The organism is Roseibium aestuarii, assembly GCF_008477545.1.
GTDB lineage: Bacteria > Pseudomonadota > Alphaproteobacteria > Rhizobiales > Stappiaceae > Roseibium > Roseibium aestuarii.
In genome coordinates, this window is record NZ_VORA01000007.1 from 14340 (window position 1) to 39760 (window position 25421).

Annotated in this window: 25 protein-coding genes and 2 tRNA genes; 11 read left to right on the forward strand and 16 right to left on the reverse strand. The window is 64.8% G+C overall.

Annotated features, from left to right (window positions below; translation table 11 throughout):
- Position 1 precedes the first annotated feature (1 nt).
- The 3 genes from queE to queC are packed head-to-tail and all read right to left on the reverse strand — an operon-like array spanning position 2 to position 1837.
- Entirely contained in the window at positions 2-778 is a 777-nt protein-coding gene (queE, locus tag FR728_RS17385; protein ID WP_149894026.1) for a 7-carboxy-7-deazaguanine synthase QueE, read from the reverse strand.
- Positions 775-1155 carry a 6-pyruvoyl trahydropterin synthase family protein gene (locus tag FR728_RS17390; protein WP_149894027.1) on the reverse strand — a complete coding sequence of 127 codons (381 nt, stop codon included), beginning with the start codon at positions 1153-1155 and terminating at the stop codon, positions 775-777. The genes queE and FR728_RS17390 overlap by 4 nt, the downstream gene beginning before the upstream one ends.
- Positions 1148-1837: a 7-cyano-7-deazaguanine synthase QueC gene (queC, locus tag FR728_RS17395; RefSeq protein WP_149894028.1), complete on the reverse strand. Its 690-nt coding sequence runs from the start codon at positions 1835-1837 to the stop codon at positions 1148-1150. The genes FR728_RS17390 and queC overlap by 8 nt, the downstream gene beginning before the upstream one ends.
- A gap of 260 nt (positions 1838-2097) precedes the next feature.
- Between queC and FR728_RS17400 the strand changes: the two genes are divergently transcribed.
- Positions 2098-3759 carry an AMP-binding protein gene (locus FR728_RS17400; RefSeq protein ID WP_149894029.1) on the forward strand — a complete coding sequence of 554 codons (1662 nt, stop codon included), beginning with the start codon at positions 2098-2100 and terminating at the stop codon, positions 3757-3759.
- Here the strand turns inward: FR728_RS17400 and FR728_RS17405 are convergent.
- The 5 genes from FR728_RS17405 to FR728_RS17425 form a co-directional block, all read right to left on the reverse strand.
- Positions 3756-6224: a GNAT family N-acetyltransferase gene (locus tag FR728_RS17405; RefSeq protein ID WP_149894030.1), complete on the reverse strand. Its 2469-nt coding sequence runs from the start codon at positions 6222-6224 to the stop codon at positions 3756-3758. The genes FR728_RS17400 and FR728_RS17405 overlap by 4 nt on opposite strands.
- A gap of 622 nt (positions 6225-6846) precedes the next feature.
- A complete protein-coding gene (locus FR728_RS17410; RefSeq protein ID WP_149894031.1) occupies positions 6847-7290 on the reverse strand; it encodes a YchJ family protein in 444 nt (147 codons plus the stop codon).
- Positions 7291-7536: 246 nt separating this feature from the next.
- Positions 7537-8001, reverse strand: coding sequence for a c-type cytochrome (locus FR728_RS17415; protein ID WP_244304727.1), 465 nt, complete (start codon positions 7999-8001; stop codon positions 7537-7539).
- Between the two features lie 317 nt (positions 8002-8318).
- Positions 8319-8393: transfer RNA gene (locus tag FR728_RS17420), tRNA-Gly, on the reverse strand.
- 138 nt (positions 8394-8531) lie between these two features.
- Positions 8532-8606: transfer RNA gene (locus FR728_RS17425), tRNA-Gly, on the reverse strand.
- A gap of 260 nt (positions 8607-8866) precedes the next feature.
- Between FR728_RS17425 and FR728_RS17430 the strand changes: the two genes are divergently transcribed.
- The 4 genes from FR728_RS17430 (at position 8867) to FR728_RS17445 (ending at position 11534) form a co-directional block, all read left to right on the forward strand.
- Positions 8867-9388 carry a prolyl-tRNA synthetase associated domain-containing protein gene (locus FR728_RS17430; protein WP_149894032.1) on the forward strand — a complete coding sequence of 174 codons (522 nt, stop codon included), beginning with the start codon at positions 8867-8869 and terminating at the stop codon, positions 9386-9388.
- 101 nt (positions 9389-9489) lie between these two features.
- The gene (trxA, locus tag FR728_RS17435) at positions 9490-10512 is read left to right on the forward strand and encodes a thioredoxin (RefSeq protein WP_149894033.1); all 1023 of its coding nucleotides are present in this window, start codon (positions 9490-9492) and stop codon (positions 10510-10512) included.
- A gap of 100 nt (positions 10513-10612) precedes the next feature.
- The gene (locus tag FR728_RS17440) at positions 10613-11293 is read left to right on the forward strand and encodes an LON peptidase substrate-binding domain-containing protein (protein WP_149894034.1); all 681 of its coding nucleotides are present in this window, start codon (positions 10613-10615) and stop codon (positions 11291-11293) included.
- Between the two features lie 37 nt (positions 11294-11330).
- Positions 11331-11534: a Trm112 family protein gene (locus tag FR728_RS17445; protein WP_149894147.1), complete on the forward strand. Its 204-nt coding sequence runs from the start codon at positions 11331-11333 to the stop codon at positions 11532-11534.
- Positions 11535-11635: 101 nt separating this feature from the next.
- Here FR728_RS17445 and FR728_RS17450 read toward each other — a convergent pair whose 3' ends face one another.
- Positions 11636-11926 carry a YggT family protein gene (locus tag FR728_RS17450; protein WP_149894035.1) on the reverse strand — a complete coding sequence of 97 codons (291 nt, stop codon included), beginning with the start codon at positions 11924-11926 and terminating at the stop codon, positions 11636-11638.
- Between the two features lie 264 nt (positions 11927-12190).
- Here FR728_RS17450 and FR728_RS17455 point away from each other — a divergent pair, with 264 nt between their 5' ends.
- Positions 12191-12985 carry a MipA/OmpV family protein gene (locus FR728_RS17455; RefSeq protein ID WP_149894036.1) on the forward strand — a complete coding sequence of 265 codons (795 nt, stop codon included), beginning with the start codon at positions 12191-12193 and terminating at the stop codon, positions 12983-12985.
- Positions 12986-13049: 64 nt separating this feature from the next.
- Here the strand turns inward: FR728_RS17455 and FR728_RS17460 are convergent, their stop codons facing one another.
- The 3 genes from FR728_RS17460 to FR728_RS17470 form a co-directional block, all read right to left on the reverse strand.
- On the reverse strand, positions 13050-13886 hold the full coding sequence (locus FR728_RS17460) for a pentapeptide repeat-containing protein (RefSeq protein WP_149894037.1): 837 nt from the start codon (positions 13884-13886) through the stop codon (positions 13050-13052).
- Positions 13887-14431: 545 nt separating this feature from the next.
- The gene (locus FR728_RS17465; protein ID WP_149894038.1) at positions 14432-15214 is read right to left on the reverse strand and encodes a 3-hydroxybutyrate dehydrogenase; all 783 of its coding nucleotides are present in this window, start codon (positions 15212-15214) and stop codon (positions 14432-14434) included.
- Between the two features lie 154 nt (positions 15215-15368).
- Positions 15369-16142 (reverse strand): hypothetical protein, encoded by a 774-nt coding sequence (locus tag FR728_RS17470; RefSeq protein WP_149894039.1) that lies wholly within the window; start codon positions 16140-16142, stop codon positions 15369-15371.
- Positions 16143-16381: 239 nt separating this feature from the next.
- Between FR728_RS17470 and ispG the strand changes: the two genes are divergently transcribed.
- The 3 genes from ispG to FR728_RS17485 all read left to right on the forward strand — a co-directional run bounded on the left by ispG (position 16382) and on the right by FR728_RS17485 (position 19357).
- Positions 16382-17626, forward strand: a complete 1245-nt coding sequence (gene ispG, locus FR728_RS17475) for a flavodoxin-dependent (E)-4-hydroxy-3-methylbut-2-enyl-diphosphate synthase (protein ID WP_149894040.1) — start codon at positions 16382-16384, stop codon at positions 17624-17626.
- 98 nt (positions 17627-17724) lie between these two features.
- Entirely contained in the window at positions 17725-18624 is a 900-nt protein-coding gene (gene pdxY, locus FR728_RS17480) for a pyridoxal kinase (RefSeq protein ID WP_149894041.1), read from the forward strand.
- Entirely contained in the window at positions 18617-19357 is a 741-nt protein-coding gene (locus tag FR728_RS17485; protein ID WP_149894042.1) for a DUF429 domain-containing protein, read from the forward strand. Before pdxY ends, FR728_RS17485 begins: the two co-directional genes overlap by 8 nt.
- A 57-nt stretch (positions 19358-19414) precedes the next feature.
- Here FR728_RS17485 and FR728_RS17490 read toward each other — a convergent pair whose 3' ends face one another.
- From FR728_RS17490 to FR728_RS17500, 3 genes are all read right to left on the reverse strand, one after another.
- Entirely contained in the window at positions 19415-20668 is a 1254-nt protein-coding gene (locus tag FR728_RS17490; RefSeq protein ID WP_149894043.1) for a L,D-transpeptidase family protein, read from the reverse strand.
- A gap of 356 nt (positions 20669-21024) precedes the next feature.
- Entirely contained in the window at positions 21025-21981 is a 957-nt protein-coding gene (locus tag FR728_RS17495; RefSeq protein ID WP_149894044.1) for an acetyl-CoA carboxylase carboxyltransferase subunit alpha, read from the reverse strand.
- Positions 21982-22169: 188 nt separating this feature from the next.
- Positions 22170-23024 (reverse strand): DUF3108 domain-containing protein, encoded by an 855-nt coding sequence (locus FR728_RS17500; protein WP_208998897.1) that lies wholly within the window; start codon positions 23022-23024, stop codon positions 22170-22172.
- Between the two features lie 420 nt (positions 23025-23444).
- On the opposite strand from FR728_RS17500, the gene rpmB reads away from it, so the two are divergent.
- Together rpmB and FR728_RS17510 are read left to right on the forward strand one after the other, a co-directional pair.
- Positions 23445-23735 carry a 50S ribosomal protein L28 gene (gene rpmB / locus FR728_RS17505; protein WP_149894045.1) on the forward strand — a complete coding sequence of 97 codons (291 nt, stop codon included), beginning with the start codon at positions 23445-23447 and terminating at the stop codon, positions 23733-23735.
- Positions 23736-23781: 46 nt separating this feature from the next.
- Entirely contained in the window at positions 23782-24417 is a 636-nt protein-coding gene (locus FR728_RS17510; protein ID WP_377175576.1) for a VUT family protein, read from the forward strand.
- A 372-nt stretch (positions 24418-24789) separates the two neighbouring features.
- Here FR728_RS17510 and FR728_RS17515 read toward each other — a convergent pair whose 3' ends face one another.
- On the reverse strand, positions 24790-25416 hold the full coding sequence (locus tag FR728_RS17515; RefSeq protein ID WP_149894047.1) for a LysE family translocator: 627 nt from the start codon (positions 25414-25416) through the stop codon (positions 24790-24792).
- Between the last annotated feature and the right edge of the window lie 5 nt (positions 25417-25421).

The following is a 25421-nucleotide window of genomic DNA, read 5'->3' on the forward strand; positions in this document are numbered from 1 at the left end:
CTCAGATGCCGCGCAGATTGCCCCAGAGAAGGGTGTGAAGCTGCGGCAGAACGGTGGCGCCGTGCCATCCGTCGCGCAGGGTCCGCTCGACCAGCCAGCGCATGCGGTCGAGGATGCCGGCCATGTCGAGGGGCTGGGCGTCCGCGTCCGGCACGTCCTTGCTCAGGGGCGGCGGCGTGTGATTGCCCGGCTGCAGGTAGACTGGCAGATCGGGATAGAGCGTCGCGACCTTGCGGGCGAAGAGATAGTCCTGCTCGTCAAACACGACCATCTTCAGCACGATCAGGGGGCCACGGCTGCGGGTGTCGCCGGACCGGGCCGCCGTGATGCAGTGCCGCAGCTCGGACCAGTCGGTCTCCATGCCGCTGGAGGGCGGCTTGGGGCTAAGGGTCAGCACGTTGAGCCGGGCGAACCAGTCCCGTGCAATCGAGCCCTGCGTCTCGAGACAGAACTCGTAGCCGGCCCGGTTGCCCAGCTCGATGAGCGTGTCGAGGGGCTGGATCGCCGGGTTGCCGCCGGAGAGCGACACGGTGAGCGGGATGCCATCAGAAAGCTGGCGGACGCGCGCGAGGATGGCCTCGGCCGACATGGGTTCCCACTCGTCGCGATGGCTGCTGTCGACCGCATGCAGCGTGTCGCACCAGGCGCAGCGGTAGTCGCAGCCGCCGGTGCGGACGAAGACGGTCGGCTTGCCGATGAGGGCGCCTTCGCCCTGGATCGTGGGGCCGAAGATCTCGCTGATGCGGATCAGGGTCTCGGGGCGGGTGTGGGCGGTCATGCGGCTGCTCCGGCGGACTGGCGCGGACGGTACTCGGCGCAGGTCTTCGGGGTCTCGCGCACCCGCACGGCGGTCACCTCCGGCCAGCGCGTCTTGCACCAGTCGTGAAAGTGGCGGGCCATGCGTTCGGCGGTCACCCCGTCGTCGCCCAGCACATCATTGAGATGGCGATGATCGAGGCTGTCATCGAGATAGGCCTTGAAGGGACCGAGATCGCGATAGTCGCGGACAAAGCCGGTGTCATCCAGATCATCGGCCTCCAGCTCCACCTCGACCACATAATTGTGGCCATGCAGGCGGCCGCAGGGGTGATCCTCGGCCAGGCCGAAGAGCTGATGGGAGGCCGAGAAATGGAACTCCTTCCAGATCCTAAACATGGCAGGCCTCCTTCCAGTAATCCGGATCCGCATAGGGCGTGGGATCCGGAGCCTGGGCCAGATGGAAGGCTTCGCGGCGTTCCACGCAGGTGCCGCAGCGCCCGCAGTGGACCTCGCCGCCCTTGTAGCAGGACCAGGTGCTTGCGACGTCGACGCCCAGCCGCACGGCTTCTGCGGCGATATCGGCCTTGGAGCGATAGACGAAGGGCGCCAGGAAGCGGATCTCGCCCATGCCGTCGAGCGCATGGCGCTGCATGGTCTCGAAGGCATCGACGAAGCCGGGGCGGCAATCGGGATAGATGAAGTGGTCGCCACCGTGAACGGCGGCGGCCACCGCTTCGGCGCCCCGGGACGCTGCAATGCCGAAGGCGATGCTCATCATGATGGCATTGCGGTTCGGCACCACGGTGATGCGCATGGTTTCTTCCTGATAGTGGCCGTCAGGCACGGTGACGTCGTCGGTCAGGGCCGAGCCGGACAGCAGCCGGCCGACACTGGAAATGTCGACGAGATCGAAGGGAACGCCGAGACTTTCGGCGCAGGCTCGGGCGCTTTCCAGCTCCTTCCTGTGGCGCTGGCCATAGTCGAAGGAGACGAGCCCGATGAGCTCCTGCTCACGCGCGATCTTGTGCGCAAGCGTGACGGAATCCAGTCCGCCGGAGCAGATGACGAGTGTTTTCATATGTGACCCTTGTTTTCGCTGGAACCGGGTAGGCTGCGACCGGTTTTCGCCCTCGCGGAGCGAACGGGCCGCCTTCTATTCAGTCGGAGAGCAAAAGGGAAGCCCAAATTTCCGTTAAGGCCGTTTGGGAGCGGCGGGGCCACGGAGCCCGCGCCCGGGCAAAGGTGCTGCGTCGTGCGGGATGCAGCGCCTGCATTGCACTGCAGCATGGGAGGGGATAGGCTCGCGTCCCGCCCGATCAACGGATCCCTGCTTCAGACATGCTTCAGCCTGCCGCGACCTACGACGATCTCCTGACAACCTTCCGCTGGAAGGTGCCGGTGCAGTACAACATGGCGGCGAGCGTCAGCGACCGCTGGGCCGCCGAAGATCCGGACCGCCTTGCCATCCGCCATGTGCATGGCGACGGGCGCCTGGCGGACTGGAGCCATCGGGCGCTGAATCGTGCCGTCAACCGGCTGGCCAACGGGCTGGTGGCGCAAGGGGTGCAGGTGGGTGACCGGGTGGCGCTTCTGCTGCCCCAGTCGCCGCAGACGGCAATTGCCCATCTGGCTGTCTACAAGACCGGCGCAATTGCCGTGCCGCTGGCGGCTCTCTTCGGGCCTGAGGCCCTGCGTTATCGGCTCGCGGATTCCGGTGCAAGGGTGCTGATCTGCGACGAGGCGGGCCTTGCCAAGGTCGCGGATCTGGGCGAGGGCGCGACGGCGCTGGAGTTGGTGCTAGTCGCCGGGCCCGGTGGCGTCGGCCGCGAAGGCGGGTTGCGCCGAACGGGACTGGAGGAGCTGATGGCTGCCGGCTCCGACCGGTTCGAGACCCGCCCCAGCACGCCGGATGATCCCGCGCTGATGATCTATACCTCCGGCACCACGGGAAATCCGAAAGGGGTTCTCCATGGGCACCGGGTTCTGCTCGGCCACCTTCCGGGCATCCAGATGTCCCAGAATTTCATGCCGCAAGCGGGCGACCTGCTGTGGACCCCTTCCGACTGGGCCTGGGCCGGCGGGCTGCTGAATGCGCTGTTTCCCGCGCTGCACCTTGGGGTTCCCGTCCTGTCGAGCGATGCGCAGAAGTTCGATCCGGAATGGGCCTTCCGCTTCCTGGAGCGCCAGGGTGTGCGCAATGCTTTCATTCCCCCGACTGCGCTCAAGATGATGCGCGCCGTGCCCAATCCGGCGAAGCGGTTCGATCTCACCTGGCGCAGCGTGGGTTCGGCCGGAGAGATGCTTGGGCGCGAGGCCTATGACTGGTTCGCCGCCGAATTCGGCTTCGAGGTCAACGAGTTCTACGGCCAGACCGAATGCAATGCGGTGCTCGGGTCCTGTCGTGCGGCCGGGGTCAGCCGGTCAGGGGCGATCGGTCGTGCCATCCCCGGTCACCAGGTCGCGGTGATCGACGGGGAAGGCCGGCCCGTGCCGGCGGGGGAACAGGGTCAGATCGCGATCCGGCGTCCGGATCCGGTGATGTTCCTTGAATACTGGAACAACCCCAAGGCGACTGCGGAGAAGTTCATCGGTGACTGGATGATCACCGGCGATCAGGGCGTGATGGACGAGGACGGCTACGTCTTCTTTGTCGGTCGCGACGATGACGTGATCACCTCGGCGGGCTATCGCATCGGGCCTGGCGAGATCGAGGATTGCCTTCTGACCCATCCGGCGGTGGCGCTGGCGGCGGTGATCGGCAAGCCGGATCCGGTCCGCACCGAGGTGGTGAAGGCCTATCTGGTGCTCGGGCCGGAGCAGGTGGCGAGCGAAGAGCTGAAAGGCGACATTCGTGACTATGTGCGCAACCGCCTGTCGGCTCACGAGTATCCGCGCGAGATCGAGTTTGTGGAGGCCCTGCCGCTGACGACGAGCGGCAAGGTCATCCGCCGGGAATTGCGGGCGCGCGCCGAGCGTGAAGCGGCGGCCGAAAGCGCCTAACGGTTCAACAGCTTGAGGGCAATGCTCCGGACCAGGCCATAGAGCGCCCGGTCGGCCCGCAGCGCGACCCCATAGAGGCGCGAGAGGGCTCCGGCTTCCATCTGCACCAGCGCATAGGTCATCCGTCCGTGCCAGAGCGGCTCGATCATCGGATGTCCCGGGATGGCGAGAGAGTCCACGGCCCGCAGCGCCGGATCCGCCAGATTGCGGTCTCGGGTGTAGAGGGTCAGGTGAACGCCGGGAGAGAAGCGGGCGTAGTCCTCGTCATAGGCGATCTTCCAGGAGAAGGCCGCGTGGCCCTGCTTGAGAACGACCATCATGGCGATGGGTCGGTCGGCAAGCGAGAGGGTGTCGATGCGCAGGTCGCCGCGTGCCGCGAGGCCGGCGATCATCCGCCGGGCAAAGGCGTGCAGCGGTGGCCGGCTGGCCATGGCCGACTGACGGCGCCCCTTCCAGCCGCCGCTTTCCAGATCCAGGAAGGTCTCGAAGAGTTCGGCGGCTTCCGCCCCCTCCACGCTGTCGAAGCGCACGGGACCCAGATCCTCCAGGCGGCGGAGCTGACGGCGCAGTTCCTTGGCCTTCTTGCCCTGAGGGCCTGTCATTTCAGGCGCGTCGGCACCGGCCGCATGGGCCGCGCGGGCCTGCAGGGGATCGGCCTCCGCGCGCCAGCTTGTCAGCGCGTGGAAGAGCCGCCAGGGGTGGCTGGCGCTGGGCAGGAAGGGCAGGGTGACCACGGAGCAGGGGCCAAGGCGACGGGCGCCGTCAAGGAAGGCCCTGGCGGTGTCGGCGCTTGCGCCGGGGGCTGTCAGAGGAGCGCCGAAGGGGCCGTAGTTGGTGGCCAGCGTCGTGGCGCTGGGCAGCAGGAACCCGGCCTTGACCCGCCCGACTGGGGCTGCCATCAGCCATTTTCCGTCGCGATCCGTGACAACGACCAGGCGGGACCCCTTCGGCGCGAGACCGTTGAGAAGCGCGGGCACGAAGTCCGGCCCGAAGAAGGGATTGGGGGTCGTGGCGCGGGCCGCAAGGTCTTCCCAGGCCTCGATCTGCGCGGGCGTCAGGGATTGCGGATCGAGCACCAGGGTCTTCAGGCCGGAGCCGTCGGGGTCGTTGGCCAACGCCATGGAGGTGGCGTGAAGCGCGTCAGCATTTTCCAGCGAAACGGCGGTTGCCGGGTCGATCGTCACCGAGGCGCAGGCGGGCGCGCGCATGAGGTGGAAGACGAAGGTGTCGAGGCCGAGCCGCCGCTTGGCGACAAGAGCAAGGCAGAAGGCCTCGAAGAGGATGGAGAGCGTGGTGGCCAGGGCCGCGCCTACGAGCCCGATCATCGGGATCAGCAGGAAATTGAAGCACACGTTGATGAGGAAGGTGGCCGCGTAGATCCAGGCGCAGGCCTTCTGATGGCCGCTCATGGTGAGCAGGGCATCGACCGGGCCGACGGAGGCACGCGCCAGCACACCCAGCACGAGCACGGCCAGCACCGGGTAGCCGGAGGCAAAGTCGGAGCCGAAGAGCCGCAGCAGCAGCGGGGCCGTTGCCAGCAGGCCAAGGGCGACGACGAGCGATGGCCAGAAGGTCCAGTGGCTCGTCTGGCGCACATAGGTTGCCAGCCGGTGGGGCTGGGGATCTTGCATGAAGGCCGCATAGCGATGGGCGGAGGCGGCGCGCACGGCGAAATAGACGAAATGCACCAGCGCAAGCGTTCTTGAGGCGGCAAAGTAGATGCCGACTTCGTGCGGATCCTGCCAGAAGCTCACCATGATGACATCGGCGCTGGTGATGAGCTGGAGGATGCCTTCCACCAGGAACATGGGGAAGGAGACCGCCACCCACAGGCGCATTTCTGCTCGCGGCGTGACCGAGGTCATGCGCGGGCGCAGGCGCCGGTCGATGACGACGAGCTGATAGAGCGCGACCACCCATGTAGCAGCCACGGCCACGGCGGCCGCCCAGAAGGCCGTGGCCGGGAGGCCTGCGACAATCAGCAACCCGACCAGCGCCAGCACCAGCAGGGGGCGCCAGATATAGGTCGGGAACATGGCCAGTTGCGACCAGTCATAGCTGCGCGCCACCCCGTCCAGCACGTTGCCGAGGGAAAACAGGGGCAGGGCCGCCAGGATCAGGATCATCGGCGCGACGTAATAGGGCTCGATCAGGTCGCGGGCCAGCCAGACGCCGGCTGCACCCACCGCCGCGATCAGCGTGCCCACCCCGAAGGAGACCAGATAGGAGGCGCGCAGAAAGCCCTTCAGCCCCGCATGGTCACCGGCCTTGTCATAGGCGGGAATGAAGCGGTTGGCGGAGGTGGAGAACCCGGCCGAGGCCATGATCCCGAGCACGATGATCCAGGTCCAGGCAAGGGAGTAGATGCCGTAGTCATGGGCGCCCATCCAGCGCGCCAGAAGGATCTGCGACAGATAGGCGAGGAAGGCGCCCGCTACACGCACGCCGAAGGTCACCAGGGCCATGCGTGGCGCGCCGGAGCTCTCCTGACCTGTCCCTGCATTACTTCGGCCTGCACTGTTTCGGCCTGCACCCTTGAGGAGCGCGAAAAGACGGGCCGCACGCCCGGCCCGCATGGGGGCGCCGGTGTCGCGCGGCGGCGGGGCGCTGGTCTTGCCGGAGGGGGAGTGGGCCTGGCTGGGCAAAAGGGTGGTTTCCAGGGTGAAGGACCCCGTATTTATGACATGAGGGCCTTAAGAAATGGTCGATGACCTGACGTTGCGTCGCGCTTTGGCGGCTGCATAAGCCGCAAGCGGAGCGTGCCGGCAGGATTTCATGCCGGCGGGCAGGGTCCTCACCTCCCTATCCTGCCGTGAGCGTGAGGGGAATTCGCAAAAGCGCGAGGGTCATTCAAAGGCCGCCAAAGGAAGCTTGACAGGGGCGGGAACTTGCGGAATCAATGGAACAAAGAGCGAACATCTTTCGATGGTGCTTCTTGCGTCGGCCGCGCGTGGTGCGGAGGGAGCCTCCCCTGCGCAGCTTGAGGAGCGCGCCGACCTGTCCCGGCCCCTGCGTCCGCCAATCCCATGCGGGGGCCGGATTTTCATTCAGGTCTGCCTGGGCCGAACAGGAGACCGGTTTGGGGCCTCAGGCCGGGGTGCCCGCTTCGTCGAGCGCCTCCACATAGAACCAGCGCCCGGCCTTCTTGCGGAAGCGGCTGAGTTCGCGGTGAGTCTCCAGCTTGCCGCCCGAGAGGAAGCGCGCCTCGAAGAGCACGAGGCCGTCCCGGTCAGAGGCGGTTCCGGCCTGCGTCTGAAGGACGGTGAGGCCGGCCCAATGGTTCTCCGCGGCCCAGCGGGCGGTCGCCTCGTGGTCGAAGCCCGGCTGATGGCGCGGCCAAAGGGTGTCCTTCAGGTAGTCGATCCGCTGACAGACATAGGCCGTGTAGCGGGACCGCATCAGGGCCTCCGCCGTGGGGGCCGGGGCCGAGCCATCGAGGCGCGGGCCGCAGCATGCGGCAAATGTTTTGCCCGAGCCGCAGGGGCAGGGGGCCGACGAGGCAATGGGGCTGCCGGATTGAGAAGTGGACATCGATCGGGACACCGGGTGAGGCTTGGGCTGGGTCATGGTCGTGCCCTGGGGCGGCTGGGCAAGGTCTGGCACAGGTTTTCCGGAACGGGCCGCAGCGGAGCCCGGAACCGGGTTGGGCTGAGGGTCGGCAAGATGCGGCTTGCGCGTGGAGCTTGCGGCCTGTTCTAGGGGGCGTCGTGCAGACCCGCAAGCCGGAGGGTGGCGGCTTACGTTCTCCAGACGATCCGGCCTGGTGTGGGCTTGGCGTCAGGGGGCAAGCGAGGCGATGTAACGGGCCAGATCACCGATCTCCCGGTTACCCAGAGACATGGCGGGCATTTTCGGATGGGGATCGCCCAGAAACGCGGCGAGGGCCGCCTCGCTGAAACCGTCGCGGGCCGCGATGTCGCGGAAGGCGGGAAGGTTTGCGTCGCTCTGGCGGGGCTGATCATCCGCCACCAGATGGCAGGCGGCGCACCACTGCAGGGCAAGCGCCTTGCCGGCCGCCGCATCGGCCGCGTCGCTCTTTGTAGCGAGGAGGAGGCTGGCCGCGAGCAGGGCCGGAGCGACGATGGCGAGAGACAGGATACTGCGGCGCAGCGTCTTGGATCTGGACTGGGACGCCGGATCTTTTGCATGGGCAGGTCCATGCGCCGCCTCATGCACGGATAAGATGGTGTACGCCGGACGCGGGTCGATTGCGGAACCTGTCAGTCGATGCTCGTTGTGCATGTCGGGGTCTCTCCTCGCAGCGGAACGGGGAAGAGCCGCCGCGTCCGGTCTCCCCTGTCATGCCCTCCGCGGAGAGGATGGGCGCTGCGAGGGGCTGCTGTCAAACTCTCCATCGTCCTCTGATTGTCCGGCGGTCCGGTCGTCCGGTCGGTTTGAGGCTCGGGGCGGCCAGGCAACCCGTGTGTGAAGGCATTGGGGTACCGGCACCGGTCAGGCAGGGCCAGAGACCGTTGCTGTGCTGGCGGAGGAAAGTGAAGCGCAAAACGAAAAAGCCGAGCATCGTGAGATGCTCGGCTTTCAAGGCCTTTCGGCTTAACTGGAGCGGGCGATGGGATTCGAACCCACGACCCCAACCTTGGCAAGGTTGTGCTCTACCCCTGAGCTACACCCGCTTGGGTGATCCGGCTGTCCCTGTTTCAGAACGGAAGCGCCAGTGGGTGACCGGCGGCTTGCCAAATCTGCTTCTCTTGAAGAAGCGCTTCCGGTGCGGGTCCCGAAGACCCTCGGAAGGTTCGCCTTTCGGCGGAAATTGGAGCGGGCGATGGGATTCGAACCCACGACCCCAACCTTGGCAAGGTTGTGCTCTACCCCTGAGCTACACCCGCATTGCTGATCCGCAGCCGGCCCGGAAGCCGCCCGCCTCAGCGAGGTGCGCAGTATATGGACCATGCGGAGACGGATTGCAACTGGCATTTTCGAGGCTTGAAAAAATCTCGAACCCTTGTGGATATCGATTGGAGCATGCCCCGCGCGTGCCGCGAAATTCCGGGCATTTTCCGAGGCTTGCAGCCTTTCGGAGAGCATCGAAAGGCGATACGAGAGGTGATGAGCCACCTTCGAATTCCCGGCATCAGGAGGATCCGACATGCCTGCGACCCGTGCACAGCTCCTGCAGTTTCTGGCCGATCTGGACATCCCGGTCACCACCGTGGACCACGATCCGGTCTTTACCGTTGCCGAAAGCGGTGACCTGCACGAGCGCATTCCCGGCGGCCACACCAAGAATCTGTTTCTCAAGGACAAGAAGGGACGGCTCTTCCTTGTGGTGGCGCTGCAGGATGCGGAGATCGACCTGAAGCAGATCCATCAGGTGATCGGGGCGCAGGGCCGGGTGTCCTTCGGCAAGGCGGAGCAGCTGATGGAGACCCTGGGCGTCACGCCGGGGTCGGTCACGCCCTTCTCGCTGATCAATGACCGGGAGGCGCTCGCCGTCACGCCGGTTCTCGACGCGGCCATGATGACCCACGAGATCCTGAACTATCACCCGCTGCAGAATGACGCGACCACCTCGATCCGGCGCGATGATCTCCTCGCCTTCATCCGGGCCTGCGGTCATCAACCGGAAATTTTGCCCGTCAGCCAGCAGTCACGGGAAAGCGGTTTGTAATTGGCAAGCGCGATCGCCATGTTAGGGGACAAGAGAGGGGATATTTCCGGCCCGGTCGCGCGTGGTGAAATGTCCCGGTTTTGCAAGTTTGAGGCAATGGCATGAGCAACGGCGGGTATTCGATGGGCGGTTCCCTTGGAGGCGGCTTCGGCGGCAGCCTCGGAGGGTCCGTCGGGGGCTCCATGGGGGGCGGTGCGATGGGCGGCGGCAATGCAGGCGGGCAGGGCGGCAACGGGTCCGCGTCGGCCGGCGAGGGCCTCGTCTTTGATGTGACCACCCAGACCTTCATGAAGGATGTCATGGAGGCCTCACGCTCTCAGGTCATCCTCGTGGACTTCTGGGCTCCCTGGTGCGGCCCGTGTCGGCAGCTGACGCCTGCGCTGGAAGGGGCGGTGAAGGCCGCCGGTGGCGCGGTGAAGCTCGCCAAGATGAACATCGACGAAAGCCCGGAAGTGGCCGGGCAGATGGGCATCCAGTCCATCCCGGCCGTGGTCGCCTTCAAGGACGGCCAGCCGGTCGATGGGTTCATGGGCGCCCTGCCGGAAGGCCAGATCAAGGCTTTCATCGAGCGGGTGGCGGGACCGGCCCCGGTCAATCAGCTCGACCAGATGCTAGACGAAGGCGAGGCGCTGCTTGCCGAGCGCGACTATGGCAATGCCTCCCAGTTCTTCGGCGCGGCCATGCAGATGGAGCCGGACAACACCCGGGCTCTGGCCGGCTATGCCCAGTGTTTCCTCGGTGCGAAGGAAGTGGCCAAGGCACGTGAAGTGCTGGACATGATCCCGGAGGAAAATCGCAGTGGAGCGCAGTATCTGGCCGCAAAGGCGGCGCTGGAGCTGGCCGAACAGGCCGCCGGGGTTTCCGGCAAGCTCATCGAACTTCAGCACCATGTCGATCAGAATCCCGACGACCATCAGGCCCGTCTGGATCTGGCCCTGGGTCTGGCGGATGCGGATCAGAAGGAAGCTGCGGTCGACCAGCTGATCGAGATCGTGCGCCGCGACCGCACCTGGAACGAGGATGGCGGCCGCAAGCAGCTTCTGCAGTTCTTCGAGGCCTGGGGCTTCAAGGATCCGGCCAGTGCCTATGGGCGCCGGAAACTTTCCGCCGTCCTGTTTTCTTGACGCGCGCGATCCGGGCGACACATAGACCAGATGGGGCCGGAGGAACCGGCCCCTGACCGGTTCCGGATGTGTCGGGACGCCAGCGCAGGACAGGAGCACCATGCAGGCAGGAAACGCCATTTACGAAACCATCGCGGATCTTCCGCCGGTCCTGCCCGTGTTCCCGCTGTCGGGGGCCTTGCTGCTGCCGCGGACCCAGTTGCCGCTCAACATCTTCGAGCCGCGCTATATCGCGATGATCGATGCGGCGCTGGCGGGAAATCGGCTGATCGGGATGATCCAGCCCCAGTTTTCCCGTCAGGCAATGGATATGGAAAAGCCGCCGCTCAGCCCTGTCGGGTGCGTGGGACGGCTCACCAGCTTCCAGGAAACGGGCGACGGCCGTTATCTCATCTCCCTTCAGGGGGTGACCCGCTTTGCCGTGGCGCGCGAAATGGAGGCGATCACCTCCTTTCGTCAAGTCGAATGCGATTACGTGTCCTTCGCCCATGATCTTCAGTCCGGTCTGGGCGAGGAAGAGGTCGATCGCACGGGTCTGCTGCGGGCGCTGCGCGCCTATCTGGATGCGAATGGGTTGGAAGCGGACTGGCAGAGCGTGACCGAGGCGGAAACGGAAGTTCTCGTCAACGCGCTCTGCATGATGTGCCCCTACGGACCGCAGGAAAAGCAGGCTCTGCTGGAAGCGCGGGACTTGCGCACCCGGGCAGAAACCCTCATTGCAATCACGGAAATGGATCTGGCCCGCCATGAAAATGGAGAGGGCGGCACGACGCTCCAGTGAGGGGCGCCGGGCGACACGTTTATCTGGAGCAGAAATGATGACCGAAGGCGAAGCCGAACCGGCGCAGCGTCAGATCGACCGGAAGCTGCTGGAGCTTCTTGTCTGTCCGCTGACAAAGACGACCCTCGAATATGACGCCAGCCGGCAGGAGCTGATTTCCCGGGCGGCGAAGCTCGCCTATCCGATCCGCAACGGCATTCCGATCATGCTGCCGGAAGAGGCGCGGCTCCTCGAGCCCTGATCGGCTTGCCGGCACGCCAGAAGCGCGAAAGGCCAGAAACACGAAAGGACGGCTCGCGCCGTCCTTTTTTCATGTCCGCTACCCTGGATCTGGTCGCCGTCTCAGAAGACGTAAGGCATGATGTAGAGCTGGATCACGTTTTTCAGCAGCATGATGGCCAGCAGCAGCACGATGGGGGAGATGTCGACCCCGCCGAGGTTCGGCATGCGGCGGCGAATGGGGCGCAGGACCGGTTCGGTCAGATTGTAGAGCGTCTGGCCGATGGTGGCGACAACCGGGTTGCTCGGATTCACGACGTTGAATGCATAAAGCCAGGAGAAGATGGCGCTGGCGATGATGACGAAGGAATAGAGGTCCAGAATCGTCAGGACGACAGAGAGAATTGCAAGCATAAGACCCTATCCGCGTGAGTGACTGTCTTTCGTTGTCCTGATGTAGCTTTCGCCGCTGTCATGCGCAAGAACCGCGTTGCCGATTGGGGTGAAACTGTCTGACGACATGGTAAAAGAGGGGCAGTGAGAGGATGTGTTCCGGCGCTGATGCATCCCGGCAACAGGTGCCAAAAAGTCGTCCCAGGCAACCATTGCTTGCCAGATCCGTGATAGGCTCCCTCGCGCAAGTGCAGAAAACGCTTTCTGATCAGGGATCCTTCCGTCATGTCATATGCCTGCCTTCTCTCGGGTCGCACCTTGCTGGCCTCCGTGGCCGTTGCAACCGTGCTGGCCACTCCTGCCGCAGCGCAGGAGCGCAAGCAGTATGAGATCGAGCTGGGCATCGGCGGCGCAGTGGCGCCCCGGTATGACGGTTCCGACAGCTATGCGTTTTCGCCGTTCCCGATCATTTCCTTCGGCCGGTTTTATCTTCCCGGCGTCGGGCAGGTGGTCGAAGGCAATCGCAAGACGGGCATCTATTTCTACCCGTCCTTTGGCTTCCAGGGGGAACGCAGTGCCTCCGACAACCGGGATCTCGCCGGTACCAAGACCGTCGACTGGGCGCTGGAACTGGGTTTGGGTGCTGGCTTCCGCACCGATCACCTGCGTGTCTTCGCGCAGGCGCGACAGGGGCTCAACGGTCATACGGGTCAGGTGGGTGAACTTGGCTTTGACGGGATCTTCTATCCGGTCGACAAGCTGGAAGTGAGTGCCGGTCCGCGCATCGGTCTGGCATCCGACAGCTACATGGACACCTATTTCGGTGTGACTTCGGCCGAGGCTGCGGCCAGCGGCGGGGCGCTTTCGGCCTATGATCCGTCGGGCGGCTTCAAGTCTGTCGGTCTGGAAACGCAGGTCAGCTATGACCTGACGGACCGGACCCGCCTGCACATGAAGGCGGGCTACGACCGTCTCGTCGGTGATGCGGCGGACAGCCCGATCGCGGATGCAGGGTCGAAGAACCAGTTCCACGTCGGTCTGGGCGTGTCCTACAAGTTCTCGTTCAACCTGTTCGACTGACGATCAGGCCCGCGTCGACCGGTCAAGCCCATGGGTATGACCGGGGATGAGGCGTCTGGCCGGGTCATTCGCAGGGCATGAGGCTGATTTCCTTGGCGATCTTCGTGGAGGCATCGCCGCAGGCGCCGATCACCCGCGACGGGTCGAGCCCCTTCACGCCCGTCAGATCCGCTCCCGCCAGACGGGTATGACGCAGCAGCGCGCCCGTCAGGTCCGCGCCGGAGAGATTGGCGTCCGTGAGATCCGCGCTCGAGAGACGCGTCTCGGTCAGGTCAGCACCCTGAAAATCCGCCCCGCGCGCCGACAACCGGTCCAGATCGGCGTTGCGCAGTCGCGCTTCGGTGAACCTTGCGCCATCCGCCTTGGCGCGTTCCAGGTCGATCCCGTCCATCTTGGCCCCGGAAAAGTCCGATCCGTCGATCTGCGAGCGGATCAGGGAGGCCCAGCGAAGGTCGCAGCGCACGAAGCGGCTGCCGGTCAGGGTCGTCTCGTTCAGGTCGGTGTTGCGCATGTCCGCATTGGAGAAGTCCGCGCCCAGAGCGCTGGACTTTTCGAGATCCGTGCCGCGCATGGAGGCGCCGGAGAAGATGCTGCCATCCAGCCGGGCGCGCTCCATTTCGGCGCGCCGCAGGTCGGCATCGACAAAGCGACTGTTGACGATGACGGTTTCCTTGAGATCGGTTTCCCGCAGCACGGCGCCGGAAAAGTCCGCCTTGTCCAGATCCAGACCGCGCAATTGCAGCAAGCGCAGATCACAGGACGGGCAGCCGTTGGTCTCGATGATCCGGTCGACGATCGCCACGTCATCACCCGCCCGGGCGGTGAGGGGCCATGCGAGCCCGATCAGTGCGACCGCGAGCCCGATGCGGGACGCGGTGTTTCCTGCGAACCGGTCTGCCATGTTCTCCTCCTCGCGCCACGGGGCGTAATAGGCCCGGACTCTTGCGCCAGGCCACACTCATGATGTCGGTCGGTGGATGGTCAGCGTCAAGGGCCGACGGATCACCGCAAGGTCGCACCCTAACAAGCCGGGTTTACCGTTTCGTGATTGCAGGCCATCGGCACGCAGAGTTTTTGGAGAGAGGAGGGTTGGCGCGGCGCGGCGGAAGCGGCGCTCAAGTGGAGGGGAAGGAGCGAACGGGGTCGCAGGTGTCCGCCCCTTCCATCCACAAACGCTGACGACGCACAACCTGACAATCAGCGTGCCTACTCTCTCGCAAAAGCCTTGCCAACTCGTGTGCCAGATCACGGATACCAGCGCTTGGGGCGTTTCCGCCGATCTGTCGCAATATATTGAAATTCTTCAGGCTTCAGTAACCAATCCTGCCTCGCAATCTGCAAGGCGGCCTGCGAGGCGTGGTTAGGAAGCGGTTAATGATCGGAAGCAAGAGAGGCCGCCCGATGGGCGGCCTCCAGAGGTGCAGGTCAAGGTCTGGCACTGGCGGCTTACTGGGCGGTCCAGCCGCCGTCGACGGGCAGGATGGAGCCGGTCATGGCCGAAGCGGCATCGGAGCAGAGGAAGATCGCGAGCGCTGCCACCTGTTCCACGGTCACGAATTCCTTCGTGGGCTGGGCGCGGAGCATGACGTCGCGCTTGACCTCCTCGGCGGTCATGTTGCGCGCCTTCATGGTGTCGGGGATCTGCGCCTCGACGAGGGGCGTCCAGACATAGGCCGGGCAGATCGCGTTGACGGTCACGCCGTGCTCGGCCAGTTCCAGCGCAACCGTCTTGGTCAGGCCGGCGATGCCGTGCTTGGCGGCGACGTAGGCGGACTTGTAGGGCGAGGCGACCAGCGCATGGGCCGAGGCCGTGTTGATGATGCGGCCCCAGCGGCGCTTCTTCATGCCCGGCACGGCAGCGCGGATGGAATGGAAGGCGGAGGTGAGGTTGATCGCGATGATCTGGTCCCACTTCTCGATCGGAAACTCCTCGACCGGGGAGACATGCTGGATGCCGGCGTTGTTGATCAGGATGTCCAGACCGTCGAATTCGTTCTCCGCATTGGCCACCATGGTGGCGATCTCGTCGGGCTTCAGCATGTTGGCGGCGGAATAGACGCAGCGCACGCCGAAGTCCTTCTCGATGCCGGCGCGGGTGGCCTCGATCTGGTCCGGATCACCCAAGCCATTGATCACCACGTTGGCGCCCTGTTCGGCGAGGGCACGGGCATAGGCGAGGCCGATGCCCGATGTGGAGCCGGTGACGAGAGCGGTTTTCGATTTCAGCATGATGCCTCCTCCAGGCAGAGCAAAGAAACGGACGGGTGCAGCCTGTGGCTTCCCGGACCTTCAAGGCGCGCGCCAGGTTCGGCGCGCGCATCCGGACCTCACTTTAGGAAGCGGCCCGGATTTGTTCCAGACGATTTTGCAGTGCGGAAAGGGGTCAGGCCCCGGCACCGGCGCCAGACTGGCGCTCGAGGGCGATCCGGTAGCCGTTGGTGATGACGGAAATTCCGAGCACGGTGGTGATGACCTGAAGCAGCAGATTGAGGATCAGCGACTTGATCTGCATGCCGAGGCCGATGACGCCGCCGCTTCCCAGGGCCGCGATGATCTCGATGCCGGCACCGATGAGGGCAATCGGCAGCGTCAGCGCGATCAGGGCGAGGGCCATTCGACAGCCCAGGCCCTTTGCCATGGCAAAGGCTTCGCCGAGGCCAAGAGGCTGTTCCACTGCCGTGGCAGGAAGAATGATGTTGAAGCGCATGAGCAGGGTGCTGAGGATGAAGCTGGCCGCGAGGAGAAGCGGGATTGTGACGTAGAAGCTCTCCATCGAGCTTGAGAGCAGAACGAAGATCGTGATCGCCGGAAGGAGGAAGCCCACGGCGATGAGGCCGATCAGCAGCATCTTGCCCATGAACTTCAGCTCGATGCGTCCGAGCTTCAGGTGGATCAGCCCGGGAACCTCACCCAGCAGGGCGAAGCGGTGCCAGGCGACCGAGATGGACGCCGAGGAAATGAGGGTCAGCACCATGAAGACAAGCGACAGCAGGGGATTGGCGGTGTGCCCCTGATCTGGCTCCAATCCCTGCAGGGACAGGACGAACATCAGCATGAACACAAACTGCAGGGCAAACCAGGCGCCGCAGACGCGGAAGACCGCATCGAGATTGCGGAACACGAGATAGAAACTGGCTAAAAAAATGCGCTTGAACACGAAGGGTCATCCTGACAATCACTGCGAGAGATCCTAAATAATCACAGTCTTTTCAGGGAAGTCCAGAGGCGGTAGGCCGATCGTTGCCGCAGGGCAGCGTTGCCGCGCCTCTGTCTCTTCGAGGCCTTCCCCATTGCCCATCGGGCGCAAGGGCTCTAATCAAGCAGGACAGGCCGGGCGGACAAGCGTCCTGCCCCTCCAAGGACCGTCAGCGGATCTCCAGTGGACCGACACACCTCATGATCGACAATTTTGCAAAGCAGATGCCGCGCCGGGTTTCCGTGCCGGTGAAGGTTGGCTCGGTGACGGTGGGGGGCGATGCTCCCATCGTGGTGCAATCCATGACCAATACGGATACCGCCGACGCGGATGCGACCGTCGCCCAGGTGGCGGCGCTGGCGCGAGCCGGGTCGGAGATCGTCCGCATCACCGTGGACCGGCCGGAGGCAGCTGCCCAGGTGGCGCGCATCCGCGAGCGTCTGGACCGCATCGGCGTGACGGTGCCGCTGGTGGGCGATTTCCATTACATCGGCCACAAGCTGCTGACCGACTATCCCGACTGCGCGGCGGCGCTCGACAAGTACCGGATCAATCCGGGCAACGTGGGCTTCAAGGCCAAGCGGGACACCCAGTTCTCCCAGATCATCGATCTGGCGCTCAAGCACGACAAGCCGGTGCGGATCGGCGTCAACTGGGGGTCGCTCGATCAGGAGCTTCTGACCAAGCTCATGGACGAGAATTCGGCCAGCGCCACTCCGGTCTCTGCGGCGGCGGTCATGCGCGAGGCGATCATCCAGTCCGGGCTGCTGTCGGCCCAGCGGGCCCATGACCTGGGCATGGGCAAGGACAAGATCATCCTCTCGGCCAAGGTCAGCCAGGTGCAGGATCTGATCGCGGTCTATGCGGATCTGGCGCGGCGTTGCGACTATGCGCTGCATCTGGGGCTGACCGAGGCCGGCATGGGCACCAAGGGCATCGTTTCCTCGGCTGCCTCCATGGGCATCCTGTTGCAGCAGGGCATCGGCGACACGATCCGCGTCTCGCTGACGCCGGAGCCGGGCGGGGATCGTACCCGCGAGGTTCAGGTGGCGCAGGAGCTGCTGCAGGTCATGGGCTTCCGGGCCTTCGTGCCCGTGGTCGCCGCCTGCCCGGGCTGCGGCCGCACTACCTCCACCGTGTTCCAGGAACTGGCCAGCGACATTCAGGATCACATCCGCACCTCCATGCCGGTGTGGCGCGAACAGTATCCCGGCGTCGAGGGGCTGAACGTGGCCGTGATGGGCTGCATCGTGAATGGTCCGGGGGAATCCAAGCACGCGGACATCGGCATCTCCCTGCCGGGGACGGGCGAGACACCGTCCGCGCCGGTCTTCATCGACGGCGAGAAGGTGACCACCCTGCGCGGTGAGGGCATTGCCGACGAGTTCAAGCAGATGGTCCTCGACTACATCGAGAAGCGCTTCGGCCAGGGAGCCCAGGGCTAAGGGGGCAACCGGGGCGGGGGCTTCCGCCAGCGGTTCGCCGAGCGACGTGGCCTGAGGCCGATTTCGGGCCGGGTCTTCAAGCGGGGATGGCAGACAACATGACGACGGGCCAGCAGGCAGGCACCGAACCCAAACCGGCGATCCTGGTGATCACCTCCCAGGTCGTGCGCGGGGGCATCAGCGGACGCGGCATCACCTTTGCGCTGGAGCGGCTGGGGCATCCGGTCTGGTTTCTGCCGACCGTTCTTCTGCCCTGGCATCCGGGGCAGGGGCCGGGCACACGGATCACGGCGGATGTGAAGACATTCTCCGCGCTGGTCGAGGATCTGATCGCCTCGCCGAAGCTGGGCGAGATCGGCGGCATCGTGACCGGTTATCTGGGCGATCCGGCGCAGGCGGAACCGGTCGCTGCCCTGATCCGTGCGGTGAAACAGGCCAACCCGAAGGCGCTGCATGTGTGCGACCCGGTGATGGGCGACCACATGGGCGAAACCGGCCGGCTTTACGTGCCCAAGGCGACCGCGGAGGCGATCCGGGATCATCTGGTGCCGCTGGCCGACATCGTGACCCCCAACAGCTTCGAGCTGGGCTGGCTGACGGGACGTACCATCGACAGCGAGACCCAGGCTCTTGCGGCGGCCCGTTCGCTCAAGGCCGACCGGGTGCTGGTGACGTCCTCGCCCGCGCTGCGGCGCAATTCCATTGCCAATCTTCTGGTGACCGGTCGCCATGCCATCGTGGCCGAGCACGCCGCCGTCCCCAATCCGCCCAACGGTACGGGCGATCTCATGTCCGGGCTGCTTCTGGCCTGGCTGCTGGCCGGGGCCAGCGACGAGACCGCGCTGGTGCGCGCGGCGGCGAGCACCTTCGAGCTGGTGGCGCGCAGCGTGAAGAAGGGGGCTGACGAGTTGCTCTTCGCCGAGGAGCAGGGCTCCGTCGCCAAGCCCATGGCGCTGGTTTCCACCCGGCGGGTGATGGAGCTGGTGGGCCGTGGCTGACAGCGGTCCGCCCCTCCTCGTCGCCGGTGTCGACGGCTGCAAGGAAGGCTGGATCTGCGTTGTCTTTCCCCTCGACCGGCCTGCCGAGGCCCGCTCCCTGCGGGTCGAGCATTTTCGGGATCTTCTGGAGCTGGACCCGGCGCCGGCCGTGATCGCCGTCGACATGCCCATCGGCCTGCCCGACCGGCTGACGCCGAAGGGCCGGGGGCCGGAACAGGCCGTGCGGCCGCTGCTCGGTGCGCGTCAATCCTCGGTCTTCACCGTTCCCTCCCGTGGCGCCGTCTTCTGCGACGACTACCGTGCGGCCTGCGATGTGGCGCTGGCCACGTCCGAGCCGCCGCGCAAGGTCTCGAAGCAGTGCTTTCACCTCTTTCCGAAGATCCGGGAGCTCGACGCGCTGATGACGCCTCAGCGCGAGGCCCAGATCTATGAGGCGCATCCGGAGGTGGCCTTCTGGCGGCTGAACGGGGACGCGCCCATGAGCCTGCCGAAGAAGGTGAAGGGTGCGGCCAATGGGCCGGGTCTTGACCAGCGCGCGGCGCTGCTGGTTTCCCACGGCTACAGTCAGGCGTTCCTGGACGCGGCCCGGCCGAAGGGCGTGGGGCGCGACGATCTGCTCGATGCGGCGGTGAACGGGCTGGTGGCGCAGCGGATCGTCAAAGGAGAGGCGCTACCCTTCCCCGATCCCTTTGAGCGGGACGGCAAGGGCCTGCGCATGGCGATCTGGGCCTGACCTGCGCATGGAGCGCTCTGGTCAGGCCTGACAGTTGCGGGTGCGTGTCGCCGATTTTTATTGGGGCTTGGATTCCGGCACGCCGGTCAGGGTTGCCGGATCGACCGTCAACTGGGCTTCCGGTTCGGCGGCGCTGGCACCGGCGCCGAAGGGCAGGAACTTCTTCAGGAACCCGGTCGGGGTGTTGCCGCTCGCTGCCGAGGGCTGAGCCGCAAAGGCGGTTGCCACCGGAGAGGCGGTCGGCGCCTGGATCGGCGACTGGCCGGTGGCCGTCGGGCCGGGCACGGCGATCTGTCCGGGAGCCGGCGCCGTGGTTGCTGCGACCGAGGTTTCGGTTGATGCCGTTGCGGTTGCCTCTGTGGCCGGCTGACCGCCGCCAAAGGCGCGGGCAATGGCCGTCTCGCGCTCGGCGCGGCGCTTCTGGCGCTCTTCTCGGGCTTCCAGCTTCGCGACGAGCTCCTGATAGGTCTCCTCGTCCTTGCTCTGCTTTTCGGCGAGCAGCGAGGCAAGCGCCTGGGGCACTTCATAGGTCGGGCATTTCGCGGAGGCCTGGAAGGGCACGTTGGCGAGAACCGGCGTGGCGTCGAAGACATATTTCTTCTCGCACACATCGACCTTCGGCGGCACCTTGGTCAGCTCGAAATGGTCGTAACCGACCTTGAGCATGTTCCAGAACTCCAGGTGCTCGCTGTCGCGGTGACGGGCCATGTTCTCCGCCGTCATGCGGAAGGGGAAGGCCTGCACCTGGAAGGAGCGCTGGCCGCCCTTGAAGCTGTCGCGGGCAAGGGCATAGATGTCCTGAACCTGTTCGTCGGTCATGGCATAGCAGCCGCGGGACGAGCAGGCGCCGTGGACCATCAGATGCGAACCCGTCCGCCCGTGGGACCGGTCATAGGCATTCGGATAGCCCAGGTTGAAGGCCAGGTGATAGTTGGAGTTCGGGTTCATCAGGCCGGGGGTGATCTCGTAGAACCCTTCCGGGGCCTGACGGTCGCCTTCCTTGAACTTCGGCCCCAGATCGCCGGACCACTTGCAGATCTCGAATTCTTCCAGCAGCTCGTAGCGGCCGTTGCGCTTCTGCTTCCAGACTTCGAGAGCGGATTCTTCCTTGAAGATGCGGATCATGATCGGCGACGTCGCCGACATGTCGCGGGCCTTCATCTTGGTGACGATTTCTTGGGACACCGGGCGCTGGGCCTTGGGGCCATAGCCGAGTTCATCCACCTGGCAGCCGGCCAGCATCGTCACGAGGGCAAGGGCCGCTGCCATCCTGCGGAAGGGGAAGCTCTGGAAGGGACGCATCTGCTTCATGTCGATCAATCTGTTCCGACTTCTGCTCCAACGCCGGCCGGCCGTGAGCTCATCGGATTTCTCATGGGTTCGAAACCGGATCAGCTTAGGGACGTCATGGTTGATGCGAGGTTACCGCACGCACGAGGGGGGGACAAGGACGTGTCCGGTTCGCGGCCTGCCGGCATCTCGTTGATCCGGCAAGGTCTCCCGGTCATCACGCTGCCGGTCTGGCGTTCTCCCCTCGTTCGCAGGCTCATGCGCCGCGATTGGGGCATAAGAACGGCAAGACGGCCCGGAACGGCAAAGGGGCCGCGCCCTTCCGGACACGGCCCGTTGCACATTTCGGTGATGTCCGCGGTGCGGGAGTCTTCGGATCAGGCGAGCGAACGGCCGATCTTGAGGAACTTCTCGCGACGCTGCTTGCGCAGGCCTGCCGCGTCCAGCTTGCTCAGCTCGGCCAAGGTGCTCTCGATCACGTCACCGGCGCGGGAGATGACCGTCTCGCGTGCCCGATGGGCGCCGCCGATCGGCTCCTCGACGATGCCGTCGATCACGCCGAGCTGGCGCAGATCCTGAGCGGTGATCTTCATGTTGGTGGCCGCGTCCTGAGACCGGGCGCTGTCGCGCCACAGGATGGAGGCTGCGCCTTCCGGCGAGATGACCGAATAGATGGCGTGTTCCAGCATCAGGACCTTGTTGCTGGCCGCAATTGCAATGGCGCCGCCGGAGCCGCCTTCCCCGATGACCAGGGAGACGTTCGGGGTGCTGAGGCCAAGGCCCTTGTCGGTGGAGCGCGCGATGGCTTCGGACTGGCCGCGTTCTTCCGCGCCCTTGCCCGGATAGGCTCCGGCGGTGTCGACCAGGGTGATGACCGGAAGGCCGAAGCGTTCCGCCATTTCCATGATGCGCACGGCCTTGCGATAGCCTTCAGGGCGCACCATGCCGAAGTTGTGTTTCAGGCGGGACTGGGTGTCGTGTCCCTTTTCCTGGGCCAGGATCGCGACCGACTGACCGCGGAAACGGCCAAGGCCGGCGATCAGGGCATGGTCCTCGGAGAACTTGCGGTCACCGGCGAGCGGGGTGAAGTCCTCGATCAGGCCGGAGATATAGTCCAGCGCGTGGGGCCGGTCCGGGTGACGGGCGACCTGGGTCTTCTGCCAGGGCGTGAGCTTGGCGTAGATGTCCTTGAGGGTTTGCGAGGACTTGACCTTCAGCCGCTCGATCTCGTCTTCCACATTAACGGCTTCCCCACCCGAGGCGAGCGCCCGGAGTTCCTGGATCTTGCCTTCGATGTCGGCGACGGGTTTTTCGAAATCCAAATAGCTGTGCATGTACTCGTATACCTGGAACAGACCGCGTGCGGCGAGGCCGTCTGGCGGCCTTCTGGCATCCTGCCCGTTTCCGCGGCGGGAAACGAGCAAAACAATCGGACTTTCGCAGGGCTCTAGCAAGAGACGCCTGTCCACGCAAGGGTGAGCTTGCCTCCGAGAGGGATCAGGCCGGGATGATTCGCCGTCGATCAGTTCTCGGCGCGGTCGCTCGAGGCACCTTCGATGTTCAGCTTGCTGGCTTCCAGAACCAGTTCGCCGGTCTCGGTTTCGACCGAGATGCGATAGGGAATGAGCACATCCTCGCGGCCGGCGGGGGCCAGCCAGGTTTCCATCTTGGCCTGGGTCAGCTGCTTGACGGAATCCTTGGAGGGGCGATGACCCGCGACAGGGGTCCAGCGGGCCGAGCACACGACGACCGGGCCATTGTAGCCGTGACCGGAGACGTCCTTTATTTCCTTGAAGGAAAGCTTGATGTCGAACCGGGTCCAGCCGTCGAAGATCGGCAGGGTGCGCTTGCAGGCCTGCTCGCTCAACCCGCTCTTGCCGACGCTGACGGGCATAAGGGCGGCACTCAGCGGATCCATCGCGTTGCGGCGGTGCTTGTTGGTGACCTCGATGCGTTCCTTGTTGGGGCGGAACTGGGGGGCGACATCAAAGGAGCGAATGTGGCCGGAGCCCTGGGTGAGCGCCACATAGAAGTCGATGTCGGCTGCGCGGGACGCCATCTGATACTTGGAGGGGACAACCTTGTCGCCCACCAGCCAGCCGGAGGCCGTCGCGCTGCCCTTGCCGGTGGAAAAGAGCGTGCCGATGCCGGCAGGCTCCAGGCCGACCTTGGCGGAGTAGGCATTGCCCTGCAGCACGAGCGCGAGGCTTGCCCGGCCGATGGTGAAGCCGGCGAGGGAGACATTATATAGACCACCCACGCTGGCCTTCTTGGCAAGAGCAGGTGTCGGCGAGACCAGGGTGGCGAGACCGCACAGGGTTGCCAGCGTCGCGAGGGTGGCCGTCAGGCGCTTCCCAAAGGGTTTGAATCCAGACACGTATACCTACCTCCAGGCTGCCGCCGCCCCAAGGGCCCGGCCGGCCGATGCGCCCCCGCATCCGACGCTTCTAGCAAAAAAGCACGCGTCCGCTTGAAAAAATGGTTGCTTGCGGTCAGATTGCCGGCTCGTTCCGGTCGGTGTCGACAGGGTCCGGCAGCAAATCAGCCCGCGGATTTCACCGCAATTGTTTGCTGTTATGGTAACTCTCCCGTTAACGCCGGGGCCGGCTTGAAGGAAATTCGCGGAATCGTCTTCCCTGGCCCAACAAGCCTTGACGGGGGCGTTCGCGATCAGTATAGCAGGCCAACTTTTTCCGTACAAAAGCCGGAGATGCCGTAGCCGGGCCTTGGTCCGCTCCCTTCCGGTTGTAACAGCCGTTCCCGTTTCCGGGTCGGCCAGAAGACAAAAGGTGATAACATGGCACGCCGTTGCGAACTCTCCGGCAAGGACGTGATGACGGGTAACAACGTCTCGCACGCCAACAACAAGACCCGCCGCCGTTTCCTGCCGAACCTGTGCGTGGTCTCTCTGATGAGCGAATCGCTGGGTGAAACCTTCCAGCTGCGCATCTCTGCCCATGCTCTGCGTTCGGTCGAGCACCGCGGTGGTCTGGACGCCTATCTGATGAAGGCTTCCGACGATGGCCTCTCCACGAAGGCCCGTCAGATCAAGGCTTCCATCAAGAAGCAGCAGGCTGCTGCCGCTTGAGGCCTGGTCCCGACAAGGACTTGAATTAATGAACGGTTCTCGGAACATTTCCGTGGCCAGACTCGCCATCGCGATCCTCGCGATGGCGTCTGTCGTTGTGGCCTCCAATTATCTTGTGCAGTTTCCCGTGCACGGGGTGCTCGGTGGCATCAACCTGGCCGATCTCCTCACCTGGGGTGCCTTCACCTATCCGGCGGCCTTTCTGGTCACGGATCTGACGAACCGCCGGTTCGGGGTGAATGCCGCGCGCCTGGTGGTGCTGTCCGGCTTTGTGGTCGCTGTGGTGCTGTCTGTCTGGCTGGCCACGCCGCGCATCGCGATTGCCTCCGGCTCGGCCTTCCTGGTCGCACAGCTGCTCGATGTGACGATCTTCGATCGCCTGCGCCGGGCAACCTGGTGGAAGGCGCCGATCGTGTCGTCGCTGATCGGGTCGGTCGTGGATACGGTGCTGTTCTTCGGGCTCGCGTTTGCGGCGGTGTTCTCCGCGACGCTCGGATATCACGATGAGTTTGCGACGGAAGTTGCGCCCCTCTTCGGTGTCCTCGCCTCGGAAGCGCCGCGCTGGATCTCCTGGGCGCTGGGTGACTTCAGCGTGAAGATCCTCGTGTCCCTGCTGCTGCTGGCCCCCTACAGGGTGCTGATGGCGCTGATCGCGCCGCTGCCCGCAGCCCGGACGGCGTGATCCGGATCCTTTCAGAGTTTCGAAAAAAGGCGTCCTCCGGGACGCCTTTTTTTGTTGTGGTCGGGGACACCGAACCCCGGGGCTCCGGCTCGCGCTCAAGCGGTCGCACTCTCCGAGCTCGCTATCGTCGTCCTCGGTCTTGACCCGAGGATCCAGTATCCGTAGGGACGGTCTTTTTCCCGGCAAGTGGCGTTGTTTAATGGATTCCCGGGTCTCGCTAACGCTTGGCCGGGATGACGACGGATGGATTTTGTGGAGGGCGGCGTCGGTTCTGGTGAACTTCCTGAACTTTCGTCACCCCGGACGCAGCGAAGCGGAGATCCGGGGGCGGTGAGCCGAGGTGGTTCAGTTTTCAGGATTCTCGCCCCGAACTCAGACCAGCCGCGCCGTCAGCAGTCTCACCCCGACGAAGCCAAAGAGCATGGCGAAGAGGCCGTTGAAGACGCGGGCGGTTTTGGCATAGCCCCGGCGCACCCGGTCGATGGAAAAGAGATAGCCGTAGCCGAGGAAGACCGTGAAGCTGCAAAAGGCCAGAGAGCCCATGACAACGGCCAGTTGGACTGGTGTGGTTTCCGGCGGAAGGCCGACCGAGTAGACCGAGCCGTAAAACAGGATGGCCTTGGGGTTGGTCAAATGCAGCGCCAGCCCCTTGCGAAAGGCCTTTGCGGGAGCAGTGATCACCACTGGAGACAGGCCCACGCCAGAGCTCAGGAAGGCTGCCCGGCCGGACACGAAGGCCAGATAAAGCAGGTAGGCAGCCCCGACATAGCGCAGGATCTCGAAGATCCAGGCATGGGCCATCATGATGGCGGCCAAGCCGAAGGCTGCGGAAAAGGACCATGTCAGCGAGCCGCAGAAAACGCCGAGAGCCAGAGTCATGCCCATCTTGCGGCCGGAGGCCATGGAGGTTCCTGCAACAGCCATGGTGGCCGGGCCCGGGCTTCCGGCTGCGAGAAAGAAGGCCAGAAGGATGAGCGGCAGGTTCATGTCTGTCAGCATGGACA

What these genes read in the sequence shown, in the direction of transcription:
- FR728_RS17490 (WP_149894043.1), bottom strand. Translation starts at nt 20,668, where the DNA reads ATGAAGCAGATGCGTCCCTTCCAGAGCTTCCCCTTCCGCAGGATGGCA.
- FR728_RS17465 (WP_149894038.1), bottom strand. Translation starts at nt 15,214, where the DNA reads ATGCTGAAATCGAAAACCGCTCTCGTCACCGGCTCCACATCGGGCATC.
- queE (WP_149894026.1), bottom strand. Translation starts at nt 778, where the DNA reads ATGACCGCCCACACCCGCCCCGAGACCCTGATCCGCATCAGCGAGATC.
- FR728_RS17430 (WP_149894032.1), top strand. Translation starts at nt 8,867, where the DNA reads ATGCCTGCGACCCGTGCACAGCTCCTGCAGTTTCTGGCCGATCTGGAC.
- pdxY (WP_149894041.1), top strand. Translation starts at nt 17,725, where the DNA reads ATGACGACGGGCCAGCAGGCAGGCACCGAACCCAAACCGGCGATCCTG.
- rpmB (WP_149894045.1), top strand. Translation starts at nt 23,445, where the DNA reads ATGGCACGCCGTTGCGAACTCTCCGGCAAGGACGTGATGACGGGTAAC.
- FR728_RS17440 (WP_149894034.1), top strand. Translation starts at nt 10,613, where the DNA reads ATGCAGGCAGGAAACGCCATTTACGAAACCATCGCGGATCTTCCGCCG.
- queC (WP_149894028.1), bottom strand. Translation starts at nt 1,837, where the DNA reads ATGAAAACACTCGTCATCTGCTCCGGCGGACTGGATTCCGTCACGCTT.
- FR728_RS17515 (WP_149894047.1), bottom strand. Translation starts at nt 25,416, where the DNA reads ATGCTGACAGACATGAACCTGCCGCTCATCCTTCTGGCCTTCTTTCTC.
- FR728_RS17450 (WP_149894035.1), bottom strand. Translation starts at nt 11,926, where the DNA reads ATGCTTGCAATTCTCTCTGTCGTCCTGACGATTCTGGACCTCTATTCC.
- FR728_RS17460 (WP_149894037.1), bottom strand. Translation starts at nt 13,886, where the DNA reads ATGGCAGACCGGTTCGCAGGAAACACCGCGTCCCGCATCGGGCTCGCG.
- FR728_RS17410 (WP_149894031.1), bottom strand. Translation starts at nt 7,290, where the DNA reads ATGTCCACTTCTCAATCCGGCAGCCCCATTGCCTCGTCGGCCCCCTGC.
- FR728_RS17415 (WP_244304727.1), bottom strand. Translation starts at nt 8,001, where the DNA reads ATGCACAACGAGCATCGACTGACAGGTTCCGCAATCGACCCGCGTCCG.
- FR728_RS17400 (WP_149894029.1), top strand. Translation starts at nt 2,098, where the DNA reads ATGCTTCAGCCTGCCGCGACCTACGACGATCTCCTGACAACCTTCCGC.
- FR728_RS17390 (WP_149894027.1), bottom strand. Translation starts at nt 1,155, where the DNA reads ATGTTTAGGATCTGGAAGGAGTTCCATTTCTCGGCCTCCCATCAGCTC.
- ispG (WP_149894040.1), top strand. Translation starts at nt 16,382, where the DNA reads ATGATCGACAATTTTGCAAAGCAGATGCCGCGCCGGGTTTCCGTGCCG.
- FR728_RS17455 (WP_149894036.1), top strand. Translation starts at nt 12,191, where the DNA reads ATGTCATATGCCTGCCTTCTCTCGGGTCGCACCTTGCTGGCCTCCGTG.
- FR728_RS17495 (WP_149894044.1), bottom strand. Translation starts at nt 21,981, where the DNA reads ATGCACAGCTATTTGGATTTCGAAAAACCCGTCGCCGACATCGAAGGC.
- FR728_RS17445 (WP_149894147.1), top strand. Translation starts at nt 11,331, where the DNA reads ATGACCGAAGGCGAAGCCGAACCGGCGCAGCGTCAGATCGACCGGAAG.
- trxA (WP_149894033.1), top strand. Translation starts at nt 9,490, where the DNA reads ATGAGCAACGGCGGGTATTCGATGGGCGGTTCCCTTGGAGGCGGCTTC.
- FR728_RS17405 (WP_149894030.1), bottom strand. Translation starts at nt 6,224, where the DNA reads ATGGCCCTGGTGACCTTCGGCGTGCGTGTAGCGGGCGCCTTCCTCGCC.